Consider the following 18707-nt stretch of genomic DNA (forward strand, 5'->3'; position numbering starts at 1 on the left):
ATGCCACTTTTCACCGCGGCCCGCACCGGGATTGCGGCCGGTGTCACATTGCGTGTCGCCGAGGCGACCGCGGTGCTCGGGCGGGGCCGCACAGCCGGTTCGCGGCAACCGGGTGGCGGCGCGGACCATCCACGTGGCCGCTTCGTGCACCCACGTGGCCACGCCTAGCGTGCCCGCGGCAGCCCGTCACAGCGCCCACTGCCGCAGCGCGGTGGCCACCCCGGACGCGGTGTTGGGCGGCGCCACGTGGTCGGCCACCGCCAGCAGGCCGGCGCTCGCGTTTTGCAGCGCGACGCCGACGCCCGCGGCCGCAAGCATCGGGATGTCGTTGTCGCCGTCGCCGATCGCCATCGTCTGCGCAAGCGGCAGGTCCCAGTGCGCCGCCAGGAAGCGCAGCGCATGGGCCTTGGACACGGCGGGGTGGGTGAGCTCGAGGTAGGTCGGGTTGGACCGCGCCGCCGTCAGCGGCAGGTCCGCCACCGCCGCGGCCAGCGCGTCGATGGCTTCCGGCTGCCCCATGCACAGCACCTTGTGCACCGGCCGGCCGCTGGCCAGCAGCCCCGCGACGTCGCCGCCGGTGGGGGCGGTGCCGGTGATGGCGGCCTCCTGATCCGGCCACGGCCCGGGGGCGGTCACCCAGTCCTGCCCGACGAAAAGGTTGACGCTGATGCCGCCCACAATCGCCGCGGCGCGCGCCTGAACCGCCGCCGCGACGCCCGGCGCCAGCGGCCGCTCGAACAGCGGCGTGGTCGGGCCGCCGGGGTGGGCGGTGACGATCAGCGCGCCATTCAGCGCCACCAGTGGCAGGGTGACGCCGAGCTGCTCGGCCAGCGCGGCCATCGCCCGCGGCGGGCGCGCCGAGGCTAGGCAGAAGCGCCCACCGGCCGCAGTGTAGTCGCGCACTGCGGCAATCACCGCCGGCCGCAGCCGGTGGCTGTCGTCGATCAGGGTGCCGTCGATGTCGCTGAACACCAGGGGAATTCTCATCATCACGCCTCCGTTTCACGTGGAACACTTCGCCCTCAACACTTGTAGTGTAAGCCGGTCGGGGCGGGGGAGGCAAGCACCGCGGCGGGGCGTGCGGCGGCCCGGGTGGGAACGGGCGAGGCCCGGGGCGGACGGCGCTAAGGCCGCGGAAACGCAAAAAGGCGCCCGCTTGCGCGGACGCCCCTGATGTGCGGGCTGAGCCCGAGTTTCGGGCCATGTGCCGGGTGATCATCCTGGGTCGCGATGACCGGCCACCTATTTCTGGTCAAGCCAGATTCGGTCGGCATCCCCTTGGCCGAAGAACTTGAACATCACGCTGTCGCCAAGCTTGAGCGTGATCGTCTCGACGTCGCCCTCGTTGAGCCCGTAGCCGTTGTCAACATCGTCGTTGATAATGACGAAGCCATAGGCGTTATCAGGATCGGAACCATTCAGGAGCCCCGGCCTCCAGCTAACGGTATAGGTCCCGGCTTTGAGGCCGCTGGCGTCGTTGGTGACGTTGACGGCAACGGCGTCGGCGCCGTTTTGGCCAATCAGCGTCGTGCTGCCTGTGAGGAATATCTCACCCTTCTCCCGGCGCGAGGTGAGGACGTAGCTTGCCTTTTCTTCCTTCGCGCTTGCGGAAGATGAATCGGCGGTGGAAGCGGCCGAGGATGAGGAGGCTGCGCTAGAGGATGAGGAGGCCGTGCTAGAGGATGAAGAGTCTGCGCTAGCGCTTTCGGACGCCTTTGACTCGGTGCTAGAGGAAGTGGATTCCTCCTCCTTGTCCTTCTTGGCGAACGTGTGGTAGGTCACTTTGATCTTTGCGGTTTTGGCGAAGGAATCGTGTTTCTCGAAGTCCGTCTCGCCGTTGACCGCAACGGTTTCAACGTCACCGTCCTTGTGCAACAGGGCAACCAGCAGGTCGGCGTCGCGGATGGTTTTGACGTTTTTGAATCCGGCGTCCTTCAACTGGGCCACGACCGTCTTGTAGTTCGTGCCCTCCAGGTCCGAAGCGCTCGCGGGCATTTCGATTCCGCTTTCCTCCTTGTGACCGCACCCGGTGGCGATGCCGAGGGTGATGAACGCCAAGGCGATGATGATAAACTTTTTCATGTCGTCCTCTTTCTGAAGTTGTGCGGGGTTACAGGCCTAGGATCTCTTTTTTCTTCTGGTCGAATTCGTCTTGCGTTAAGGCACCCGCGTCGAGTAGGGACTTGAGCTTGCGAACGGTCTCAATCTGCTCATCAATTGAGAGCTGGGGCGTGCTGGCAAGCGGCTGTGCGGTCCCTGGATTCAGTCCCTGCGCGACGTTCATTCCCATCAGCATGCCGGCACCGTCACCGAAGCCGTTGGTTTCGATTCCCGAGGCGATTTTTTGCTGGGCGGCGATGTTGGAGGCCCGCTGTGAGGTGTCGTTGTACGCCGTGGTTTCCATTTTTTTCGTCGAGAAAAGCTTGACGAGCGCGCGTGATTCGTCTGAAAAGGAGATGGCCTCAAGCGCAATCGAGGTCAGCGTGAAGCCGAAGCGCGCCGGCCAGGTCCCGGTGTTTTGAGGATCGTTAAGAATCGCCTGCGTGATCGCGCTGCCCTTGGCCGGCAGATCCGAGATCCGGTACTGCGCGGAAAGCGAGGCGAGGCTGACGGTGAAGGACTGCAGAAACTCGGGGTTGATCTGTGCGCGGGTCGTGACGTCGGCAAAGGAGTAGTAGGTCGTGTTCGCCGGCAGAAAGTTGCGCACGAAAAGCTCGGGGTCGGTGATTTTGATCGCATAGGAGCCGCGCGCGACGACTTCAAGGTCGGCACCGTAGTAGTGATCGTTGTACGCCAAAGGGGCGGGCGTGCCGAACTTGAGCCCGCGAATCTCGCGCAGGTTGACGAAGGCCACGTGCATCTCCTTGTCGCTTTGCCCGCCGAAGCCCAGCCTGTTCATCGACGTTTTGAGTAGCGCATCGGTGAGCCGCTCACCGGCAAAAACGCTGGCCTCGCCGTTTTCGACGACGTATTCACCCGCGTCGGTAATGATCTGCGTGATGCCGGCTTGGCTGAAAATAAAGGCCGCGACGTTCTCCGGGACGCGGATGATCGACCCGTTGGAAATCACGCCGGCGGAGCCTTGCGTGTTCGCGCCGTGGCCACCGTTCGTGTCCTGATGGTGGCCGGCAACGACGGCCGTCTGCTCTTCAAAATTGCCTGCAACGATGATGTCTTTCCACTGATCGCCTAGCGTGCTGCTGATCGAGTCGGTCAGACCCTTGAAAATCCCCATAGTGCGTTCCCCCTATAGCTGATTGCTAGTGCCGCAGTATTCACAAGTGACCACGCGCCCCTTGAGGCCAGACAGCGAAGCCCCGCAACCTGAGCAGTGTGCCGTCGTTCGCTCGTTGCGCGGGCGGCTCGAGCGCTCGGTCACCGCCTTGGGCGCGCGGTCGAAAGTTCCCTTGAACGTGTCGATCGTGTCCTTCAGCGCGGCCGCGATCTGCTCGCTTTTGGGCAACGCGCTTGCCGCCTGGCCGTCGACGATAATATCCTCAGCGCCCGTCACGAGGCGGTTCAGCATCCGGACGAACTTGTTGGCCGTCGCCAACGATTGGAAATTGACGCTCAACTGGTCGTTCGTGAAGTACACGTCCAGCTTCGCCACCGAGCTGTTCCGCCCCTTGGTGACAATCGCCTGGGGTTGGCCGTTGAAGATCTTGACGTGATCGATTGGGAAAACAAGCGTGTCCTTGACCTTGCCCCACATCGATTGCTTAACGACGACGATGTTTTGGTTCGTGAGAAAAATCAGGGTGTTGCCCGAGCCGAACTCGTCCGTCGACACCGTTTCTTCCGGGAAAACCATGGATTCACTTGGTAGTAGTGTGTACCCCTTTGTCATGCTGCTTCTTCCTTAGTGAGGCGCGGCCGGCACTGTGGGTCAGCCGCGGATTGATAAGATTATTTTCACTTATTATCGCATAAATATAGAAAAATGCACGAATAATCTAACCGCGCATGCCCTTACAGCCCGCAATAGATAATTGATTAACTCGATTTACTGGCTGGTGTGAGGTGCGGGCGGCGCCCGCCGTCACGCCCGCTTCCACGGCGGCAGCCCCTCTGTGACCAGCCGCTTGAGCTCCGGCAGCCGCGTTGCCACCGCGGCCGGCAGGTGCCAGTCCGGCGGCTCCAGGCCCGCCCACAGCGCAGCGATCAGGGCGGCGACGGCACGCCGCCACTGGGCGTGGGTGGTGCCGTCCGTCTCGCGCAGGCCGGCCAGGATCGCCCGGGCGCTTTGGGGCAGCTGGTCCTTCAGCTCCGCGAAGGTCGCGGTATCGGTGCGCACGACCAGCGCGTAGGCCGCGTCCAGGCAGGCCTTTTTGGTGGCGACGTCGAGGTCCTGGACCCACGCGGCGATGCTGCGCTGGGCGTAGCGCGACAGCAGGTCGGTCTCGGGCACCGGCACGAACGCGTTGTCTCGGATCGGCCAGGAGAACGGGTCGTGCTGGCCCAGGGCGTGCGCGGTGCTTTGGATCACCCGGTACTCCTGGTCCGGGTCGAAAAGCGTCCCGATCAGGCTGGTCTGCGGCACCAGCTTGTGAATGCGGGCACGCAGCGGTGGGTCGACCACCGTCCCGAGGCCGGGTCCGTCGGCGTTGTACACCGCCGCAATCCGGGCCTGCAGGGCGGGTGCGGCGTGCGCGAAGGCGTAGGTGGCCAGCGTGCCGCCCTTGGAGTGGCCGGCCAGGATCAGCGTGCCGGGGTAGTGCGCCGCGATTTTGTCCAGGTAGGCGAGGGCGGCGCGCTGCGACGGGATGGTCTGGAGGTAGGCCATGTTGAAGTCCTCCTTCCAGTCGACGAAGGCCGCGCGGGTGCCGCGAAAGGCCAGCACGTGCCGGCCGCCGGGCAGGGAGAAGGTGACGGCGGAAAACTGCAGCTCAAGTTCCGCGTCGAGGCGGTCGACCGCGTCGTGGACGCGGATGTCTTGGTAGCGCGGCTGGTGGGCGAGCACGGCCAACAGCGCAGCGTTAGGTCCCGGCCGCCAGGTGTCCTGGGTCAGGGCGGTGAAGCTCGCCGGCGGCAGGTCGCCGAGGCGGTTGAGCGTCGGGGCGATGGTATGGAAGGGAAAATAGGCGAGCTGGGCGAAGATCACGCCGTCCACCGTGGTCACCGGCAGCGCGGCGAAGCTTCGGTCGCCGACCGCCTTGGCGTAGCCGGTCAAGTTAAGCAAGTGGTTCACCTCACATGCGTCTTTTTCCTTAGTATGCCACAAGTCGCCGGCCGCGGTCGTCACCCGCCCGCGAACTTTTTACTGACTTTTTGTCAGAACTTGACGCGCGTCAAGTTTTTCCCCGCCGGCCCCCCGTATACTTGGGTCATCAAACGTGATAGGGGAGCGGATCATGAAATTTCAAAAATGGTTGCAAGATCATAGTCAACACATCACCTGGCTGTCAGCGGCGCTGATCGTGCTGGGGTACGCCGGCAAGTTCACGCACGTCGGCCTGCTTTACACCTGGGCCTTGGCGATTGCCTCGCTGATCGCGGTGGTGCCGATCGCGGTGCACGCCTTCCAGGCGCTGAAGGTGAAGGTCGTCTCCATCGAGCTTCTGGTCACCATCGCCGTCATCGGCGCGTTCGTGATCGGCGAGTACAACGAGAGCGCCATCGTCACCTTCCTCTTCCTGTTCGGGAACTTCCTGGAACAAAAGACCTTGAGCAAGACGCGCGAGTCCATCCGCAGCCTGACCGACATGGCGCCGACCACGGCGCAGGTGCTGCAGGAAGACGGCACCACCGAGGAGACCGACGTCGATGACGTCGAGGTCGATGACGTGGTGGTGGTCAAAACAGGCGCGGCCATCCCGGTCGACGGGGTGGTCGTGGACGGCAGCGGGTACGCCGATGAGGCCGCCGTCACCGGCGAGTCCCGCGCGGTCAAAAAGGCCGCGGGCGCGCAGGTGTTCTCCGGCACCATCCTGAGCGACGGCGCGCTGAACGTGCGGGCCACCAAGGTCGGTGACGACACCACCTTCGCCAAAATCGTCGAGCTGGTCGAGGACGCGCAGGACACCAAGTCCCACGCCGAGAAGTTCATCGACCGCTTCGCGCAGTACTACACCCCCGCGGTGCTCCTGATCGCGCTGGTGGTCGGGCTGGTCAGCCAGGACTTCAAGCTGGCGATCACCGTGCTGGTGCTCGGGTGCCCCGGGGCCCTGGTCATCGGCGCGCCGGTTTCCAACGTCGCCGGCATCGGCAACGGCGCCAAGCGCGGCATCCTGGTCAAGGGTGGCGAGGCGATGGACCAGTTCGCCAAGATCGACACCTTCGTTTTCGACAAAACCGGCACCCTGACGAAGGGCGAAACCGCCGTCTCCGCCGTCACCACCTACCGTGGGACGGAAGACGAGCTGCTGGCGCAGGCCGCGGCGCTTGAGACCCTGTCGGACCACCCGCTGGGCCGCGCCGTCATCACCGAGGCGACCCGCCGCAACCTCGCGTTCAACCAGCCTTTGTTCGATCACCAGACCTTGCGCGGCCAGGGCATCACCGCCAAGGTCGCCGGTGTTGAGGTGTGCGCCGGCAACGAGAAGCTGCTGGCGGCGCACCACATCGCGCTCACCGCTGAGCAACAGGCCGACGTGCTCAAGCTGCAACAAACCGGCAGCTCGCTGATCATCGTCGCCGTCAACGGCCAGGTCGCCGGGCTGATCGGGGTCGCCGACGTCGTGCGGCCGGAAGCCAAGGCCGCCCTCGCCGCCCTGAAGAAGGCCGGTGCCAAGCACCTGGTGATGCTGACCGGCGACAACCAGGTCACCGCCGATTACGTGGCCAAGACGCTCGGCGTCGACGAGGTCCACGCCGGCCTGATGCCCGACGAGAAGGTCACCTTCGTCAAGCAGTTCCAGAAAGCCGGCCAGCGCGTCGCGTTCGTCGGCGACGGCATCAACGACTCGCCGTCCCTGGCCACCGCCGACATCGGCATCGCGATGGGCTCCGGCACGGACGTCGCGATCGAGACCTCCGACGTCGTCTTGATGCAGTCCAGCTTCAAGGCCCTGGTTCACGCCTACCGCCTGGCGAAAAAGACGGTGCTGAACACCCGCGAGAACGTGACGATCGCGATTCTGGTCGTGGCCTTCCTGCTGCTCGGCCTGGTCGCCGGCTTCATCTACATGGCATCCGGCATGTTCGTCCACGAGGCCTCGATCCTGGTCGTGATCTTCAACGCGATGCGCCTGATCAATTTCGGCGGTCGCGCGGAAAAAGTTGCGTAACTTGACCTGCGTCAATTTTTTCTCCGCCGGTCACACCTACAATAGATTTATAAAGAAAAGGGAGGAACCATTATGAACAAGAAAATCATTATGCAGCTGGATGAACTGACTTGCCCATCCTGCCTGACCAAGATCGAGGGCGCCGTCAAGAACACGAAGGGCGTCGGCGCCGTCAAGGTCCTGTTCAACGCCGGCAAGGTGAAGGCCGAGTTCGACGACAGCCAGGTCTCGGCCGACGATCTCAGCCAGGTCGTCACCAAGCTGGGCTACGAGGTCCAGGGCGTCAAGGTCAAGGATCTGTAGCTAGTCGCACCCGCGTCGCGCTGCGGAACCCGTTTTGAAGTGGAGGGCCGGGCTCCGGCCCGGCAGGCGCGGTGCTTCCGGCTCCGGGCCGAGGCGGCGGAACGCGTGGGGCTCCCTGGAGCCCGCAAGCGGTCTCCAGACCCGCCCTTGCTGTAAGCCGGCAAAGACCGCCGGCTAACAGCAATGTCACGCTGGCTCGCCTCGGCCCTCCGCCTCCAGCACCACGCCGGCCGGGCCTCCGCCCTACACAGTGGGCCGCAGCGGCTGTGGCGCTGGCCATCCACCACTGGTGGCATCGCATAAGCTGTCTGATTGGTCATCGGTGAGGCAGCGAGAACCACTTAGCATCAGCAGAACAGCGTCCATACTATCCAGATTCAAACCAAACCAAACCAAACCAAACCAAACCAGTCCGGTTCAACCCCCAAAAGAAACCAAGCTAGTCCAGACCGTTCTATCCAGGTTTGAGCTATTGTCAATACAGGACGTATCATCTTCATACCAATTCCAAACAGCCCAAATAAAACCCCAAAGCGTTCCACTAGATAAACACCGACAAAAACCCAACGGAGGAATCACCATGCCAACCAAAGAAGCCATTGAAGCCAAGTACCAAGCCGAAGTCAAGCAGGCCGATCTCGACCACCACAAGCCGACCGCCGGCGCCATGACCGGGCACATTCTCGCCAACCTGTGGGTCCTGGACGTCAAGTTCCACCAGGCCCTCTGGTTCGTCCACGGGCCACAGAGCTACCAGCTCCAGCAGGTTTACACCGACCTGATTGCGGCCAACCGCAAGCAGATCGACGAGCTCGGCGGCGTGCTTTTGGATGAAAACGAGTTCCCGCCGGCCACGGTCGACGAGTACGTGCGCTACGCCAAAATCGCCGAGGAGCCGCGCCTGAAGTATGAGGATGCGGCGCAGGTGATTGACGCCACGGCGCACGACTTCACCACCGCAAACATGTTCATCGACCGCGCGATCAAGCTCGCCGAGCGCGAGAGCCGACCGGCGATGGCCGCCTTCCTGACCGGCCTGCGCGGCTACAACAACCAGCAGGTCCGCAAGCTGCAGGCCTTCCTGGGCAAGACCGCCTGGGAGGGGCTGGTCGAGATCGACGACGACGAGGACTAGGACTAGGGCATGACGAAAAGCCGAGGTGCGACGATGCGCCTCGGCTTTTTTGTCGTGCCGGCGTGGTGGTTGCGTGACCTCACAACGTGCCAATCAGCGGTACCCGCCAGCGGCTGATTTTTCAGTCCTCACCGCACCCGCTGCTTGCGCCGGCTCAGCGCCACCGCGGCGGCGAGGAACACCGCGGCCCAGGCCAGCAGGACGACGATGGCGACCGCGGCGGTTGGCGCCGGCCACGGCGTCGTGCCGGTGATCACCTGGTCGAGGCGCAGGGCGCCCTGCGGCAGGAAGCGGGCGATTGGGGCGAGCACCGCGGTGGTCAAGATGGCGGGCTGCGTCAGCGCGACGAAGCCGGCGCAGACCACGGCGACGAAGCCGGTGCTGGCGCTCAGCTGCGCAACCGCGGTCGCTAGCATCACCAGCATCACGACGGCTGCCGCAAGCAGCCCGGCGTACCAGGCCACCGCGTGCGCGGCGGTGATCAGCTGGCCGGAGCCGGTGACCAGCGGGTAGTCCCAGAAGCCGTAGCCCATTGTGCGCCCGACCAGCCAGTAGGTCAGCCCAAGCGCCGCGGCCATCAGCGGCAGGGTGATGATCAGGGCCGCCAGCACGCGGATCAGAAGCGGGCGCACCGGCTGCACCGGCAGCACGGACGCGAAGCCGGCGGTGCCGCGCCGGCGCTCGAAGGTCAGGATTGCGGCGGCGGGCAGGGCGGCGAACGCCAGGAGCATCAGCGGTGACAGCTTGCTGAAAAAGGCGTTGAGCAGGTAGTTGGCCGCCGGCACGTTGCCCTTGGCCAGCGCCATCTCGAACAGATTATGGTCCAGCAGGTACCGGTAGAAGCGCACATCCGTCTTGCGCGCCGCGACCTTTTGGCTGCCGAGCGCGCCGCCGCGGCTGATCGGGGCGAACTGCAGGTCGTGCTTTTGCGCCAGGCGCAGCGTGTAGGTCTGGTAGTCCAGCATCGCCTTGATCATCTTGTGGCGTGCCTTGTTGACCGTCGCGTTGCCGGCGTTGCTGTAGATGCTGGAGGAGGCCAGCACCACGGGCTGCAGGGCCTGGCGCTCGGCGTCCAGGTAGGCCTCGCGCTTCTTGATCGCGGCGGTCTGCGGCTTGACCTCATCCAGGTCGTCGCGCTGCTTGCTGACGCTGGCGTAGGCCTTCTGGTAGGCGCTGGTCAGGGTGTTGTCGGCGGCGTCCGCAAGCGTACTGCTGGTGGTTTTCAGCCCCAGGAAGGTGTTGAGCAGCAGCAGGAGCAAGACCAGCAGCGTGACCAGGTTGAGTTTTTGCAGCCAGTGCTTCTTGAGTTCAAAACGTAACATGATGAGTCCTCCTAGTCGTTGGTGACAAGCGGCACCCGCACGCGGCGCTTGGCGGCGGCCAGCGCCGTCGCCGCCAGCCACAGGCCGATGATCCAGCCGGCGAACACCAGGGCGACGAACCAGCCGGTGGTGTGGACGTAGCTCAGCTGGTGGTTGACCAGCGCCGGCAGGTTGACGTACTGGCTTGGCAGCCACCGCACCAGGCCGGTGGGCAGGTGGTCCAGCAGGTGAAAGTAGCCGGCAAAGGGCACCAGGGCGAGGACGAACATCGCGACGCTCGCGTCCTTGGTGATCTGGCGCACGAGGTGGGCCAAGCTGATGAAGAGCAGGAACCAGAGGTTGTAGAGGCCGAGGTAGCGCAGCAGCATCTGCCACAGGGGGACGATCTGCGCGAGGCCATCATGCGGAATCTGAATTGGGAAGCGCCAGAGGCCGAGGTCGTGGGCCGGTGACAGAGCGAGGACGGTGACGACTAGTCCCGTGGTTAGCAGCAGCCCGGCGTTGATCACCAACCAGACCAGCAAGCTGCGCAGTATTGCGATTGTGTTCGGTGCCAGCGGCGCGGTATGACTAAGCATCGTTGGGCGACGCTGCGGGTCGGCGAAAAAGGCGCTGACGACCGTGGTTAAGGCGATGAACAGGATGCCGTACAGAAGGAGCGGCGGCCGTTCGCGCTCGGTGGTCCGTGTGAGGTTCAGCTCGTCAATCAGCAGGTTAAGCGCGGTGGTGTGCAGATCCACCTGGAAGAGTCGCGTCGGCGCTAGCTGTAGCCAGTAAGTCATCACTTGGCGGAAATCCTTGATTAAGGGTCGCTGGTCGTCCTTAGCAAAGAACAGGCTGTAATATAGCTCAATCAGCATTGGGTCCGCCGTGATGTGCTTCAGGGCAAGGCGGTTGGCGCTTGCACCATCTCCTGCCTTCAGCGCGGCGATGAGGGGCTTGAGCATCTTGCGTCCGGCCGGTGCGACCGTCATGCTCGGTTTCTGGGATAGCAGCTGCTCCTCGGTCACTGCCTCGTCTTTAACCATGTGGCGCATCTGCCGCTGATCACTGCTGCTCATGAAGGTAGCTGAGGTGCCATTGACGAAGAACGTGATGCCATGGCTCTTGGTCAACGTCTGCGTCGTCGTGAGGGCAAACAGGCTAATCAGAGCAATCAATAGGGCGAGGTACACACGCCTTGGGGCAGTCTTGAACTCGAAGCGCAGTTGGGTAAACATGAAGGGGCTCCTTCCCACTAGTAGAACTCGGTTAATTAATTATTAGATATAATTATTATAATTATTTTTAATAAAACGCTTGCAACTCGGGGGGGCGACACGATAAGATGGTTTATGAGGAAAGCAATCAGCCGGCCGGCCAACCGCCTCAGCACAATGACACTCAGGTCGAACTTCAACACAGGTTGTTGTTCAGAAAGAAGGTACTCGCCATGAAGAAAATGATGATGCTCGCCATGACCGCCTTGACCGTCGCCGTGTCCAACGCGCCAGCTCTGGTCGGGGCCGCGACCACCGAGACCGAGCCAGTTACCGCAACCGCATTCGTTCACTCCGCACACGTTCCGGTGGCGATGTATTAGAATGGCACAACCATTTACGCCGACATCACTTATGTTTCAACATTCTCCCTCGCGGGGACGACGCCAGGAAGCAATGGCATCACGTACTATAACTACGACGTGGATGGCCGCACCGTTCTGGGAAGCAGCCTCATCAGCTAATGGGAATCAAGAGGAAAGTGCGCTTCGCCTTGGCGAGGCGTCTTTTTGCGTTCCGCGGCTAGTCGTTGGTGACCAGCGGCACCCGCACGCGGCGCTTGACGGCGGCCAGCGCCGTCGCCGCCAGCCACAGGCCGATGATCCAGCCGGCGAACACCAGGGCGACGAACCAGCCGGCGGTGTGGACGTAGCTCAGCTGGTGGTTGACCAGCGCCGGCAGGTTGACGTACTGGCTTGGCAGCACGTCGACCAGGTGGCCCGGCAGGTGGTCCAGCAGGTGAAAGTAGCCGGCGAAGGGCACCAGGGCGAGCACGAACATGGCGACGCTCGCGTCCTTGGTGATCTGGCGCACGAGGTGGGCGAGGCTGATGAAGAGGAGGAACCAGAGGTTGAACAGGCCGAGGTAGCGCAGCCACAGCGCCCACAGCGGGATGATCTGCGCCAGGTTTTTGTGCGGAATCTGAATCGGGAAGCGCCAGAGACCGAGGTCGTGGGCCGGCGCCAAGGCAAGCACGGACACCACCAGGCCGACGGCGGCCAGCAGCCCGGCGTTGATGATCAGCCAGGTCACCAGCGCGCGCAGCAGCGCCTTGGTATTCGGCGCAAGCGGCGCCACGGCGTCCAGCATCGCCGGCCGGCGGCGCTCATCGGTGAAAAAGGCGGTGGTGGTGGCGGCGATGGCCACAAGCAAAAGGCCGTAGATCAGGAGGGTCGGCGCCCGGCGCTCGTGCACATCGGTCAGGTTCAGCGAGCGGGTCACCAGGTTCAGCGCGCTGGTGTACAGGTCGACCTGCAGCAGTCGGTCGGGTGCGAGGCGCAGCCAGGCGTCAAGCAGCGCCCTGAGGTCCTTGGGCAGCAGGGCGCCCACGTCGGGGGTGAAGTACTGGAGGTACGTCAGCTGGTTGGTGAGCTCCGGGTCCGCCGTGAGGTGCGCGAGCGTCAGCCGGTTGGCCGCCGCGTAATCGCCGCGACGCAGGGCGGCGACCAGCGGCGTCATCAGCCGCCTGGCCTGCGGCGCGGCGGTGAGTGTGCGTTCTTCCTTTTGGAGCCGCGCCTTCTCGGTGGCCGCCTCGGCCACGACCATTTTGGTCATCGCGGCCTTGCGGTTGCTGGTCAAAAACGGCAGCTCCCGGTCGCCTGCGGTGTAGAAGATGAAGCCGTTGCGCGGAATCTGGTCGCGGACGATGGTGAAGGCGAGCAGGCCGAGCAGCGCCACGGCGAGCGCCAGGTAGGTGCGCCAGGCGGCGGTCTTGAACTCAAAGCGCAGGTGCGTCAGCATGGCGGCTCCTTTCTGCGCGGGTCAGTCCGCGACCGGCGGCACCACCGGCGCCTGCAGGAAGGTCTGCGTGTACAGCGCCATCATGTCCTGCCCGGTGTTCACGACGTCATGGATGTGCTGGTCCTTGAGGAAAAAGACCGAGTCGGACACCCGCCCGACGGAGTCCATCTGGTGCGAGGAGACCAGAAGCGTCTTGCCCTTGGCCTTGAGTTCGGCAAAAATCTGCTCGAACAGCTGGATCGAGGTCGGGTCCAGGCCGTTGAGCGGCTCGTCGATGAACATGGTCTGCGCGTCGGAGACGATGTACATCGCCAAGAGCGCGTGCTGCTTCATGCCCAGGCTGAGGTTCTTGATCTTCTTCTTGAAGTAGGATTCCATGCCGAGCTCCGCGACCGTTTTTTGGATGTCGACCTTGGACTTCCACATCTTCTTGACGTACTCTAGGTGGTCCTTGACGGTCAGGTCGGCGTAGAGCTGGTTGGAGTTCTCAAGGAAAAACAGCTGCTTGAGGTAGGCGGTGCGGTGCTGGTGCAGGGACACCCCGTTGAGCTCGATGGTCGCCTTGGCGTCGGGCAACAGGCCGCACAAAAGGCGCAGCAGCGTGGTCTTGCCGGTGCCGTTGGGGGCGACCAGGCCGATCACCTGGCCGTCCTGCAGGTCGAAGGCGACGTTGTCGAGAATCGGTTTGTCGTGGAACGCGAACGTTAAGTTTTTGAAGGTTAGCATTTTCTCACTCCTCACTCATGTTGCCCTCATTATAATCCGATAAGTCTGCGGTGTCATTACACTTTTTTTATTCCCGTCCGTGCCTGACGCCCCCTCGAATCGCCGGCTGTCATCGGTTACAATGAGGGCTGAGGTGAGGGCATGCAATTTCCGGAATTGGCCGATGGGTCGCTGTATTATCCGAGTGGCCGGGCGATGCTTGCGGCGCAGCTGGCCTGCCAGGACCGCCTGGCGCAGGCCAACGCGCTGCCGCCGACCGCGTTGAACCGCCAGGCGGCCTATGCGGCGCTGTTCGCGGCGGCCGGACCGGGCTGCTGCGTGGCCGGCGCCTTGGCGGCCAACTGGGGCGGGGCCCACGTGCGGCTCGGCGAAGGCGTCACCATCGGCCTCGGCGTGATGCTGGTGGACGACGGCCCGATCACCATCGGGGATCGGACCGTTTTGTCCGCCCGGGTGACCGTCGCCACCGGGGCCCATCCGGTGTGGCCGGCGCTTCGAGCGGCCGGCTACGTCCACAACCAGGCGGTGCGCATCGGCGCTAATTGCGTGCTGGGCGTCGGCGCCACGGTGCTGCCCGGGGTGACCATCGGCGATGAGGCCTGGGTGGCGCCGGGCAGCGTGGTCGACCGTGACGTGCCGGCCGGCAGCCGGGTCGGCGGCATGCCCGCCAGAGAATTGGAGAAAGAAGAGGATTTCACAATGAATATGGAACAACTGAGCAATGGCGACCTGTACCTGCCCAACGACGCGGCGCTGATGCAGGAGCAGCAGCACTGGCAGGACATGCAGGCCCAATACAACCAGACCCTGCCGTCCGAGCAGGCCAAGCGCACCGCGATGCTGCAGGAGATGTTCGGCCAGATCGGCGAGGGCTGCTACATCGAGGCGCCGATGCACGCCAACTGGGGCGGCCACCACTGCACCTTCGGCAAGGCGGTCTACGCCAACTACGGCCTGACGATGGTCGACGACGGCCCGATCACCGTGGGCGACAACACGATGTTCGGCCCCAACGTGGTGCTCGCGACGGCCGGCCACCCGATCGAGCCGAGCCTGCGCGCGCAGGGCTACCAATACAACCTGCCGATCGTGATCGGCCAAAACTGCTGGTTCGGCGCCGGCGTCATCGTGCTGCCCGGCGTGACCATCGGCGACAACGTGGTGGTCGGCGCCGGCGCCGTGGTGACCCACGACCTGCCGAGCAACGTGGTGGCGGTCGGCAGCCCCGCCAAGGTGCTGCGCGAGGTCAACGCGCACGACCACGACTTTTACTACAAGGACCGCCGCATCGACTGGGCACAGATTGAAGAAGACGCCAAGTGAGCGGTGGCGCCAGCGGGGAAACCCGCGGCGTGACGGCATGTAACAGCCTTGTTGCTGGGCAACCCGGGGCGATGAGCGGATACTTTGACTCGGAGGTGGGAGACATGACATTAGGCGAGAACCTGCAGGCGGCGCGCACCGCGGCGAACATGAGCCAGGAGACGGTGGCGCAGGCCCTCTACGTCACGCGGCAGACCGTGTCGCGCTGGGAGCAGGGGCACACGCTGCCCAACATCTACGCGCTGTCCGATCTGTGCGCGCTGTACGGCTGCAGTCTGGACGCCCTGGTCGCGCCTTCCGCCGAGAAAAAGGAGGAAGTCACCATGCCAAAACCAAAAATCAATTGGATGGCGCTGTTCGGCCTGATCTGGTTCGACATCATCGTCGCGCTGGCGGCCGTCAGCGTGATCGGCAGCCTGGTGCTGACGGCCTGGGCCATCGAGGTCAGCTTCGTCGCGTCGCCGCTGCTGGTGGTCGGCACCAACCTGCTGGGCTACGCGGTGCCGTGGCACCAGCTCGCGATCGCGGCGGTGCTGGCCGGCATCGGCATCGCGGCGTACCAGCCGGTGCTGCGCCTGACCCTGTACGTGTGGCAGATGCTGCGCCACTATCTGCGTTACAGTCGCCAGACCGTCTTTTCCCGGTGATATTTCCCGGGAACAATGACACATCTCGTGCTTGCCCCGCGGTATCAACGTTTCTAGCACCACCGATTTTACGGCGGCACAATTTTGACCCTTTTCAAATTATTTTGGCTCATCGGGCGCCTCCTCAGAGAAGATCCCGTTGAGCTTTTTTGCGACTTCAAAGTTACTGTTGGGGTAGAGATGACCGTAAGTGCCGAGCGTCGTTTCGATGTCCTCATGTCCCAGACGTTCTTTAATCTGGAGTGGATTCTCACCGAGACTGATCAACAGTGACACATGCGAGTGGCGGAGGCCGTGCACGGTAATCCGCTCAACTTCTGCGAGTGTGCTATAGGCACTCACGATGCCCAAGAAACGTCGGTCAGCGCAGGGAATCCCATTAAGCGAGAACACCCACTCAGATTTCACCATCGCCGCTTGTGCGACCTGCCACGCGCTTAGACACGCAACTGTGGCATCATCAAGCGCAACGGTTCGGCGACTAGCCGCAGTCTTTGGCTCTGGTGTCTCAAACCAGTTGCGGTTGTGATAGTCCATGGTCTTATTGATGTTCACCGTCTTGCCAACGAGCTCAACGTCTGTCCACTTTAATGCCCGCGCTTCACCGCTTCGTAAGCCTGACATGAACATAAACCACAACATCGTGCGTTCAAAGTGTTTCTCGTAGGTGTCAGTGCCAGTTTTGGCAATCACCTTTTGGAAGTCTTCGCGTGTCCAGAACTTGATTTTCGCTTTCTTCTTAGGAATCAGACCGACGATGCGAACTGCATTTTCGGAGATGATGCCTAAGGTTTTGGCACGCTCTAACACTTGGCCAATTAGAATATTGACGGTTCGCGCATAAGATTGTTCGCAGACTTTTAGTATCTGTACCTGCCACCTTTGAATATCGATCGGTCGAATTTGGTCAATCGCGATCTCGGTAAACATCTTGAGATGCTGGCCGCCCATCATGGTTACGCGTTGCCGGTAAGTCCGTGGTTTCACTTGGGTTTTGTACCAAGGTTTGAACACGTCTTCCATGAATGGCCCAAAGCGGGTCTGCTTAATGTCTTGGTCATCAGTAACGCCGGTCGCCAACATGGCTAGTCTTGCTTTTTTCGCCTCCGTTTTCGTTTTGAAGCCGCTGGCACGTTTTTGAATTCGCTTGCCAGTCCGTTTGTCAGTTCCTAAGCTTACGCGGAAGCTAAAAGTGCCGTCCGCTTGTTTGGTAATATGGTCTTTCGTAGTCAAGATAGTTCCTCCTTAACTGCGGAAAGGCCACTTGGTGCACCCTCAAGTCGGCTTAGTTTCAAGCCTAATACTGCGTCTACTGCTTCCACTGGAACACGGTCTACGCCTTTCTTACCGTACCATCCAAAGCCTTGTTTGAGCAACTGTTCTTTGGTTAACTTAACGATGCGGCTTGCTTGCGATGGACTGTATCCTAGTTTGATAAGATCAGCTCTAGTCATCGTCAGGAAGACTGGCTGTTCTGGTACGTTAATATTCAATCAAATCACTTCCTAAAGTTTGGTGGGAGTGAGATAATCAAGTCAGATAGAACCCATATTTTATCTGTGAAGGGTGACTACTTGCTTTGGTCGGCGTAGTCGCTCTTTTTTGATTTCTCACGTTGCTTTGAATCGGTCATAACACCGTTGCGTTGGTGTTGAAAATGGTGGATCACGTCCCAGTGGCGTTGCGTCAACTTGCCACTGTCGATGATGGCCTTGAGTTCGCTCGTATTGTTGTACTGGTCGATCAACTGCAACATCTTGAGCGAGGGTGCGACTTGCTTTCTTAGCCATCGCGTAATGTGGTCATAGTTTAACGGCTCTGGATTAGTGGACAGGCGCAACTTATCCCGATTGTTACCGATGAACGCCGCCCAACGGGGATCTAACGCCCACTCACTTCTAGGCTTATGACTTGGCGTCAAGAAACGCAGATACTGATTGATGATGCCGAACACGACTTGCTCGGGATCATGTGTCGCTAATAGATGTTCAACCGCTGTGGCGGCACGCTCGCGGCGTAGGCGCACTTCAAAGCGAGTACGGATTGGTTGATCTTCAATGGCGATTTCTGGGTGTTTTTGATGTTGCTCAAATGCCTTGTCATAGATGCAGAAATTGACTTCGCTTTGTGGTGAACCAAGGTACAAGGTGCGTCCGGAAGCGTGCCACTGTTTGGTGCGGTTGTCCCTGAACCCGCGAAAGCGTGAGCTGAATTCATCATGGTCACACTTCTCAATTAGTGTTGGCACGTCTAGTAAACCGTTGCGGTCGTTGATGGCTAAATCCAGTCGAGTGAAGTGGCAATCCAGTTTGAGACAAGTTTCCAGAAAATCGTACCAAGTTCGATGTTGTGATTGCAGATACGATTCGACGTAGCGACAGCCTTGACCTTTCAGCTCAATCATTGTGCCACTGTCGTCTTTCGGCTTGTAATCTTCGGCATCCACGTCTTGGTAAGGTGATAACATCATCTTGATCTCACCGCATGTTAAGGTTGCTGAATAGCCGTAGTGGGCGCCTTCGTGAAGATTGAAATGGGTCGGGCTGATTTGGAACAGTTTGTTAATCAACTCTTCGTAGTCGTGTGTCTTGAAGGTGACGCTGAGATAGTCGATACAGACGTCCAGATTATTCTGACCGGTCAACGCACGCAACGCCAACGTCAGTTCTAGTCGGGCTTTATCGTTGAGTGGCTTCTTACGACCCAGCAGTTGATTCAGGTGTGACCGACTGTAATTTGCCGTATCAGCAAGCTGACCTTGTGTAATTCCATTGTCGCGCATCTCGTCATGGACTTGATCAAGCCAATCTTTGTTGGTCATGCCGCCAATTAAGTTTAAGTCTTTGAGCATGTTAGCTCCTTTCCAAGCGTCCTAACAGCAATTTGGCGTTCTACCTATGCGGTAAGGCCGTGCCACAGGCGCTTTATGCCTACCGTCGGATTTCTTGTTACTTGTATTTGCCCCCCTATTAGACACTGGGGGCTGATGACGGCCGGCTAACGCCGACCGCCGCCGCTCGCGCTAG

The 18707-nt window shown here is 61.6% G+C and carries 18 protein-coding genes and 1 pseudogene; 7 read left to right on the top strand and 12 right to left on the bottom strand.

Translation table 11 applies throughout. The features are described from left to right. Positions 1-186: 186 nt before the first annotated feature. The 5 genes from LE416_RS12690 to LE416_RS12710 all read right to left on the bottom strand — a co-directional run bounded on the left by LE416_RS12690 (position 187) and on the right by LE416_RS12710 (position 5179). The gene (locus tag LE416_RS12690; protein ID WP_225049346.1) at positions 187-990 is read right to left on the bottom strand and encodes a Cof-type HAD-IIB family hydrolase; all 804 of its coding nucleotides are present in this window, start codon (positions 988-990) and stop codon (positions 187-189) included. A 252-nt stretch (positions 991-1242) separates the two neighbouring features. Beyond that, positions 1243-2082, bottom strand: coding sequence for a copper resistance protein CopC (locus tag LE416_RS12695; protein WP_225049347.1), 840 nt, complete (start codon positions 2080-2082; stop codon positions 1243-1245). Between the two features lie 28 nt (positions 2083-2110). Next, positions 2111-3235: an SPFH domain-containing protein gene (locus tag LE416_RS12700; RefSeq protein WP_225049348.1), complete on the bottom strand. Its 1125-nt coding sequence runs from the start codon at positions 3233-3235 to the stop codon at positions 2111-2113. 12 nt (positions 3236-3247) lie between these two features. Next, the gene (locus LE416_RS12705; RefSeq protein ID WP_225049349.1) at positions 3248-3847 is read right to left on the bottom strand and encodes a hypothetical protein; all 600 of its coding nucleotides are present in this window, start codon (positions 3845-3847) and stop codon (positions 3248-3250) included. Positions 3848-4039: 192 nt separating this feature from the next. Continuing rightward, positions 4040-5179, bottom strand: a complete 1140-nt coding sequence (locus LE416_RS12710) for an Mbeg1-like protein (RefSeq protein ID WP_225049350.1) — start codon at positions 5177-5179, stop codon at positions 4040-4042. A 172-nt stretch (positions 5180-5351) separates the two neighbouring features. On the opposite strand from LE416_RS12710, the gene LE416_RS12715 reads away from it, so the two are divergent. The 3 genes from LE416_RS12715 (at position 5352) to LE416_RS12725 (ending at position 8664) form a co-directional block, all read left to right on the top strand. Beyond that, on the top strand, positions 5352-7226 hold the full coding sequence (locus LE416_RS12715) for a heavy metal translocating P-type ATPase (protein WP_225049351.1): 1875 nt from the start codon (positions 5352-5354) through the stop codon (positions 7224-7226). A gap of 72 nt (positions 7227-7298) precedes the next feature. Further along, positions 7299-7529 carry a heavy-metal-associated domain-containing protein gene (locus LE416_RS12720; protein WP_225049352.1) on the top strand — a complete coding sequence of 77 codons (231 nt, stop codon included), beginning with the start codon at positions 7299-7301 and terminating at the stop codon, positions 7527-7529. 580 nt (positions 7530-8109) lie between these two features. Next, on the top strand, positions 8110-8664 hold the full coding sequence (locus LE416_RS12725) for a ferritin-like domain-containing protein (protein ID WP_225049353.1): 555 nt from the start codon (positions 8110-8112) through the stop codon (positions 8662-8664). Positions 8665-8792: 128 nt separating this feature from the next. Here LE416_RS12725 and LE416_RS12730 read toward each other — a convergent pair whose 3' ends face one another. Together LE416_RS12730 and LE416_RS12735 are read right to left on the bottom strand one after the other, a co-directional pair. Next, on the bottom strand, positions 8793-9986 hold the full coding sequence (locus tag LE416_RS12730; RefSeq protein ID WP_225049354.1) for a hypothetical protein: 1194 nt from the start codon (positions 9984-9986) through the stop codon (positions 8793-8795). Positions 9987-9997: 11 nt separating this feature from the next. After that, positions 9998-11206 (bottom strand): hypothetical protein, encoded by a 1209-nt coding sequence (locus tag LE416_RS12735; RefSeq protein WP_225049355.1) that lies wholly within the window; start codon positions 11204-11206, stop codon positions 9998-10000. Between the two features lie 212 nt (positions 11207-11418). Here LE416_RS12735 and LE416_RS12740 point away from each other — a divergent pair, with 212 nt between their 5' ends. Continuing rightward, on the top strand, positions 11419-11568 hold the full coding sequence (locus LE416_RS12740) for a hypothetical protein (RefSeq protein WP_225049356.1): 150 nt from the start codon (positions 11419-11421) through the stop codon (positions 11566-11568). A gap of 199 nt (positions 11569-11767) precedes the next feature. Here LE416_RS12740 and LE416_RS12745 read toward each other — a convergent pair whose 3' ends face one another. Next, entirely contained in the window at positions 11768-12985 is a 1218-nt protein-coding gene (locus LE416_RS12745; RefSeq protein WP_225049357.1) for a hypothetical protein, read from the bottom strand. A 21-nt stretch (positions 12986-13006) separates the two neighbouring features. Next, positions 13007-13711, bottom strand: coding sequence for an ATP-binding cassette domain-containing protein (locus tag LE416_RS12750; RefSeq protein ID WP_225049358.1), 705 nt, complete (start codon positions 13709-13711; stop codon positions 13007-13009). Between the two features lie 396 nt (positions 13712-14107). Here LE416_RS12750 and LE416_RS12755 point away from each other — a divergent pair. The 3 genes and pseudogenes from LE416_RS12755 to LE416_RS12765 all read left to right on the top strand — a co-directional run. Further along, positions 14108-14380, top strand: a pseudogene (locus LE416_RS12755) (DapH/DapD/GlmU-related protein); the annotation flags it as partial. 30 nt (positions 14381-14410) lie between these two features. Continuing rightward, positions 14411-15034, top strand: coding sequence for a sugar O-acetyltransferase (locus LE416_RS12760; RefSeq protein WP_225049375.1), 624 nt, complete (start codon positions 14411-14413; stop codon positions 15032-15034). Positions 15035-15138: 104 nt separating this feature from the next. Continuing rightward, positions 15139-15681, top strand: coding sequence for a helix-turn-helix domain-containing protein (locus LE416_RS12765; protein WP_225049359.1), 543 nt, complete (start codon positions 15139-15141; stop codon positions 15679-15681). A gap of 99 nt (positions 15682-15780) precedes the next feature. Here LE416_RS12765 and LE416_RS12770 read toward each other — a convergent pair whose 3' ends face one another. The 3 genes from LE416_RS12770 to LE416_RS12780 all read right to left on the bottom strand — a co-directional run bounded on the left by LE416_RS12770 (position 15781) and on the right by LE416_RS12780 (position 18532). After that, a complete protein-coding gene (locus tag LE416_RS12770; protein WP_125697101.1) occupies positions 15781-16914 on the bottom strand; it encodes a site-specific integrase in 1134 nt (377 codons plus the stop codon). Continuing rightward, a complete protein-coding gene (locus LE416_RS12775; protein ID WP_225049360.1) occupies positions 16911-17174 on the bottom strand; it encodes a DUF3173 family protein in 264 nt (87 codons plus the stop codon). The genes LE416_RS12770 and LE416_RS12775 overlap by 4 nt, the downstream gene beginning before the upstream one ends. A gap of 77 nt (positions 17175-17251) precedes the next feature. Beyond that, positions 17252-18532, bottom strand: a complete 1281-nt coding sequence (locus LE416_RS12780) for a replication initiation factor domain-containing protein (RefSeq protein WP_225049361.1) — start codon at positions 18530-18532, stop codon at positions 17252-17254. Positions 18533-18707 lie beyond the last annotated feature (175 nt).

This window comes from Lacticaseibacillus kribbianus, from assembly GCF_020180945.1.
Classification (GTDB): Bacteria; Bacillota; Bacilli; order Lactobacillales; family Lactobacillaceae; genus Lacticaseibacillus; species Lacticaseibacillus kribbianus.

Excerpts from the sequence above, each read along its gene's own strand:
- LE416_RS12690 (WP_225049346.1), bottom strand. The coding sequence starts at position 990 with ATGATGAGAATTCCCCTGGTGTTCAGCGACATCGACGGCACCCTGATC.
- LE416_RS12695 (WP_225049347.1), bottom strand. The coding sequence starts at position 2,082 with ATGAAAAAGTTTATCATCATCGCCTTGGCGTTCATCACCCTCGGCATC.
- LE416_RS12700 (WP_225049348.1), bottom strand. The coding sequence starts at position 3,235 with ATGGGGATTTTCAAGGGTCTGACCGACTCGATCAGCAGCACGCTAGGC.
- LE416_RS12705 (WP_225049349.1), bottom strand. The coding sequence starts at position 3,847 with ATGACAAAGGGGTACACACTACTACCAAGTGAATCCATGGTTTTCCCG.
- LE416_RS12715 (WP_225049351.1), top strand. The coding sequence starts at position 5,352 with ATGAAATTTCAAAAATGGTTGCAAGATCATAGTCAACACATCACCTGG.
- LE416_RS12720 (WP_225049352.1), top strand. The coding sequence starts at position 7,299 with ATGAACAAGAAAATCATTATGCAGCTGGATGAACTGACTTGCCCATCC.
- LE416_RS12725 (WP_225049353.1), top strand. The coding sequence starts at position 8,110 with ATGCCAACCAAAGAAGCCATTGAAGCCAAGTACCAAGCCGAAGTCAAG.
- LE416_RS12730 (WP_225049354.1), bottom strand. The coding sequence starts at position 9,986 with ATGTTACGTTTTGAACTCAAGAAGCACTGGCTGCAAAAACTCAACCTG.
- LE416_RS12735 (WP_225049355.1), bottom strand. The coding sequence starts at position 11,206 with ATGTTTACCCAACTGCGCTTCGAGTTCAAGACTGCCCCAAGGCGTGTG.
- LE416_RS12740 (WP_225049356.1), top strand. The coding sequence starts at position 11,419 with ATGAAGAAAATGATGATGCTCGCCATGACCGCCTTGACCGTCGCCGTG.
- LE416_RS12745 (WP_225049357.1), bottom strand. The coding sequence starts at position 12,985 with ATGCTGACGCACCTGCGCTTTGAGTTCAAGACCGCCGCCTGGCGCACC.
- LE416_RS12750 (WP_225049358.1), bottom strand. The coding sequence starts at position 13,711 with ATGCTAACCTTCAAAAACTTAACGTTCGCGTTCCACGACAAACCGATT.
- LE416_RS12760 (WP_225049375.1), top strand. The coding sequence starts at position 14,411 with ATGAATATGGAACAACTGAGCAATGGCGACCTGTACCTGCCCAACGAC.
- LE416_RS12765 (WP_225049359.1), top strand. The coding sequence starts at position 15,139 with ATGACATTAGGCGAGAACCTGCAGGCGGCGCGCACCGCGGCGAACATG.
- LE416_RS12780 (WP_225049361.1), bottom strand. The coding sequence starts at position 18,532 with ATGCTCAAAGACTTAAACTTAATTGGCGGCATGACCAACAAAGATTGG.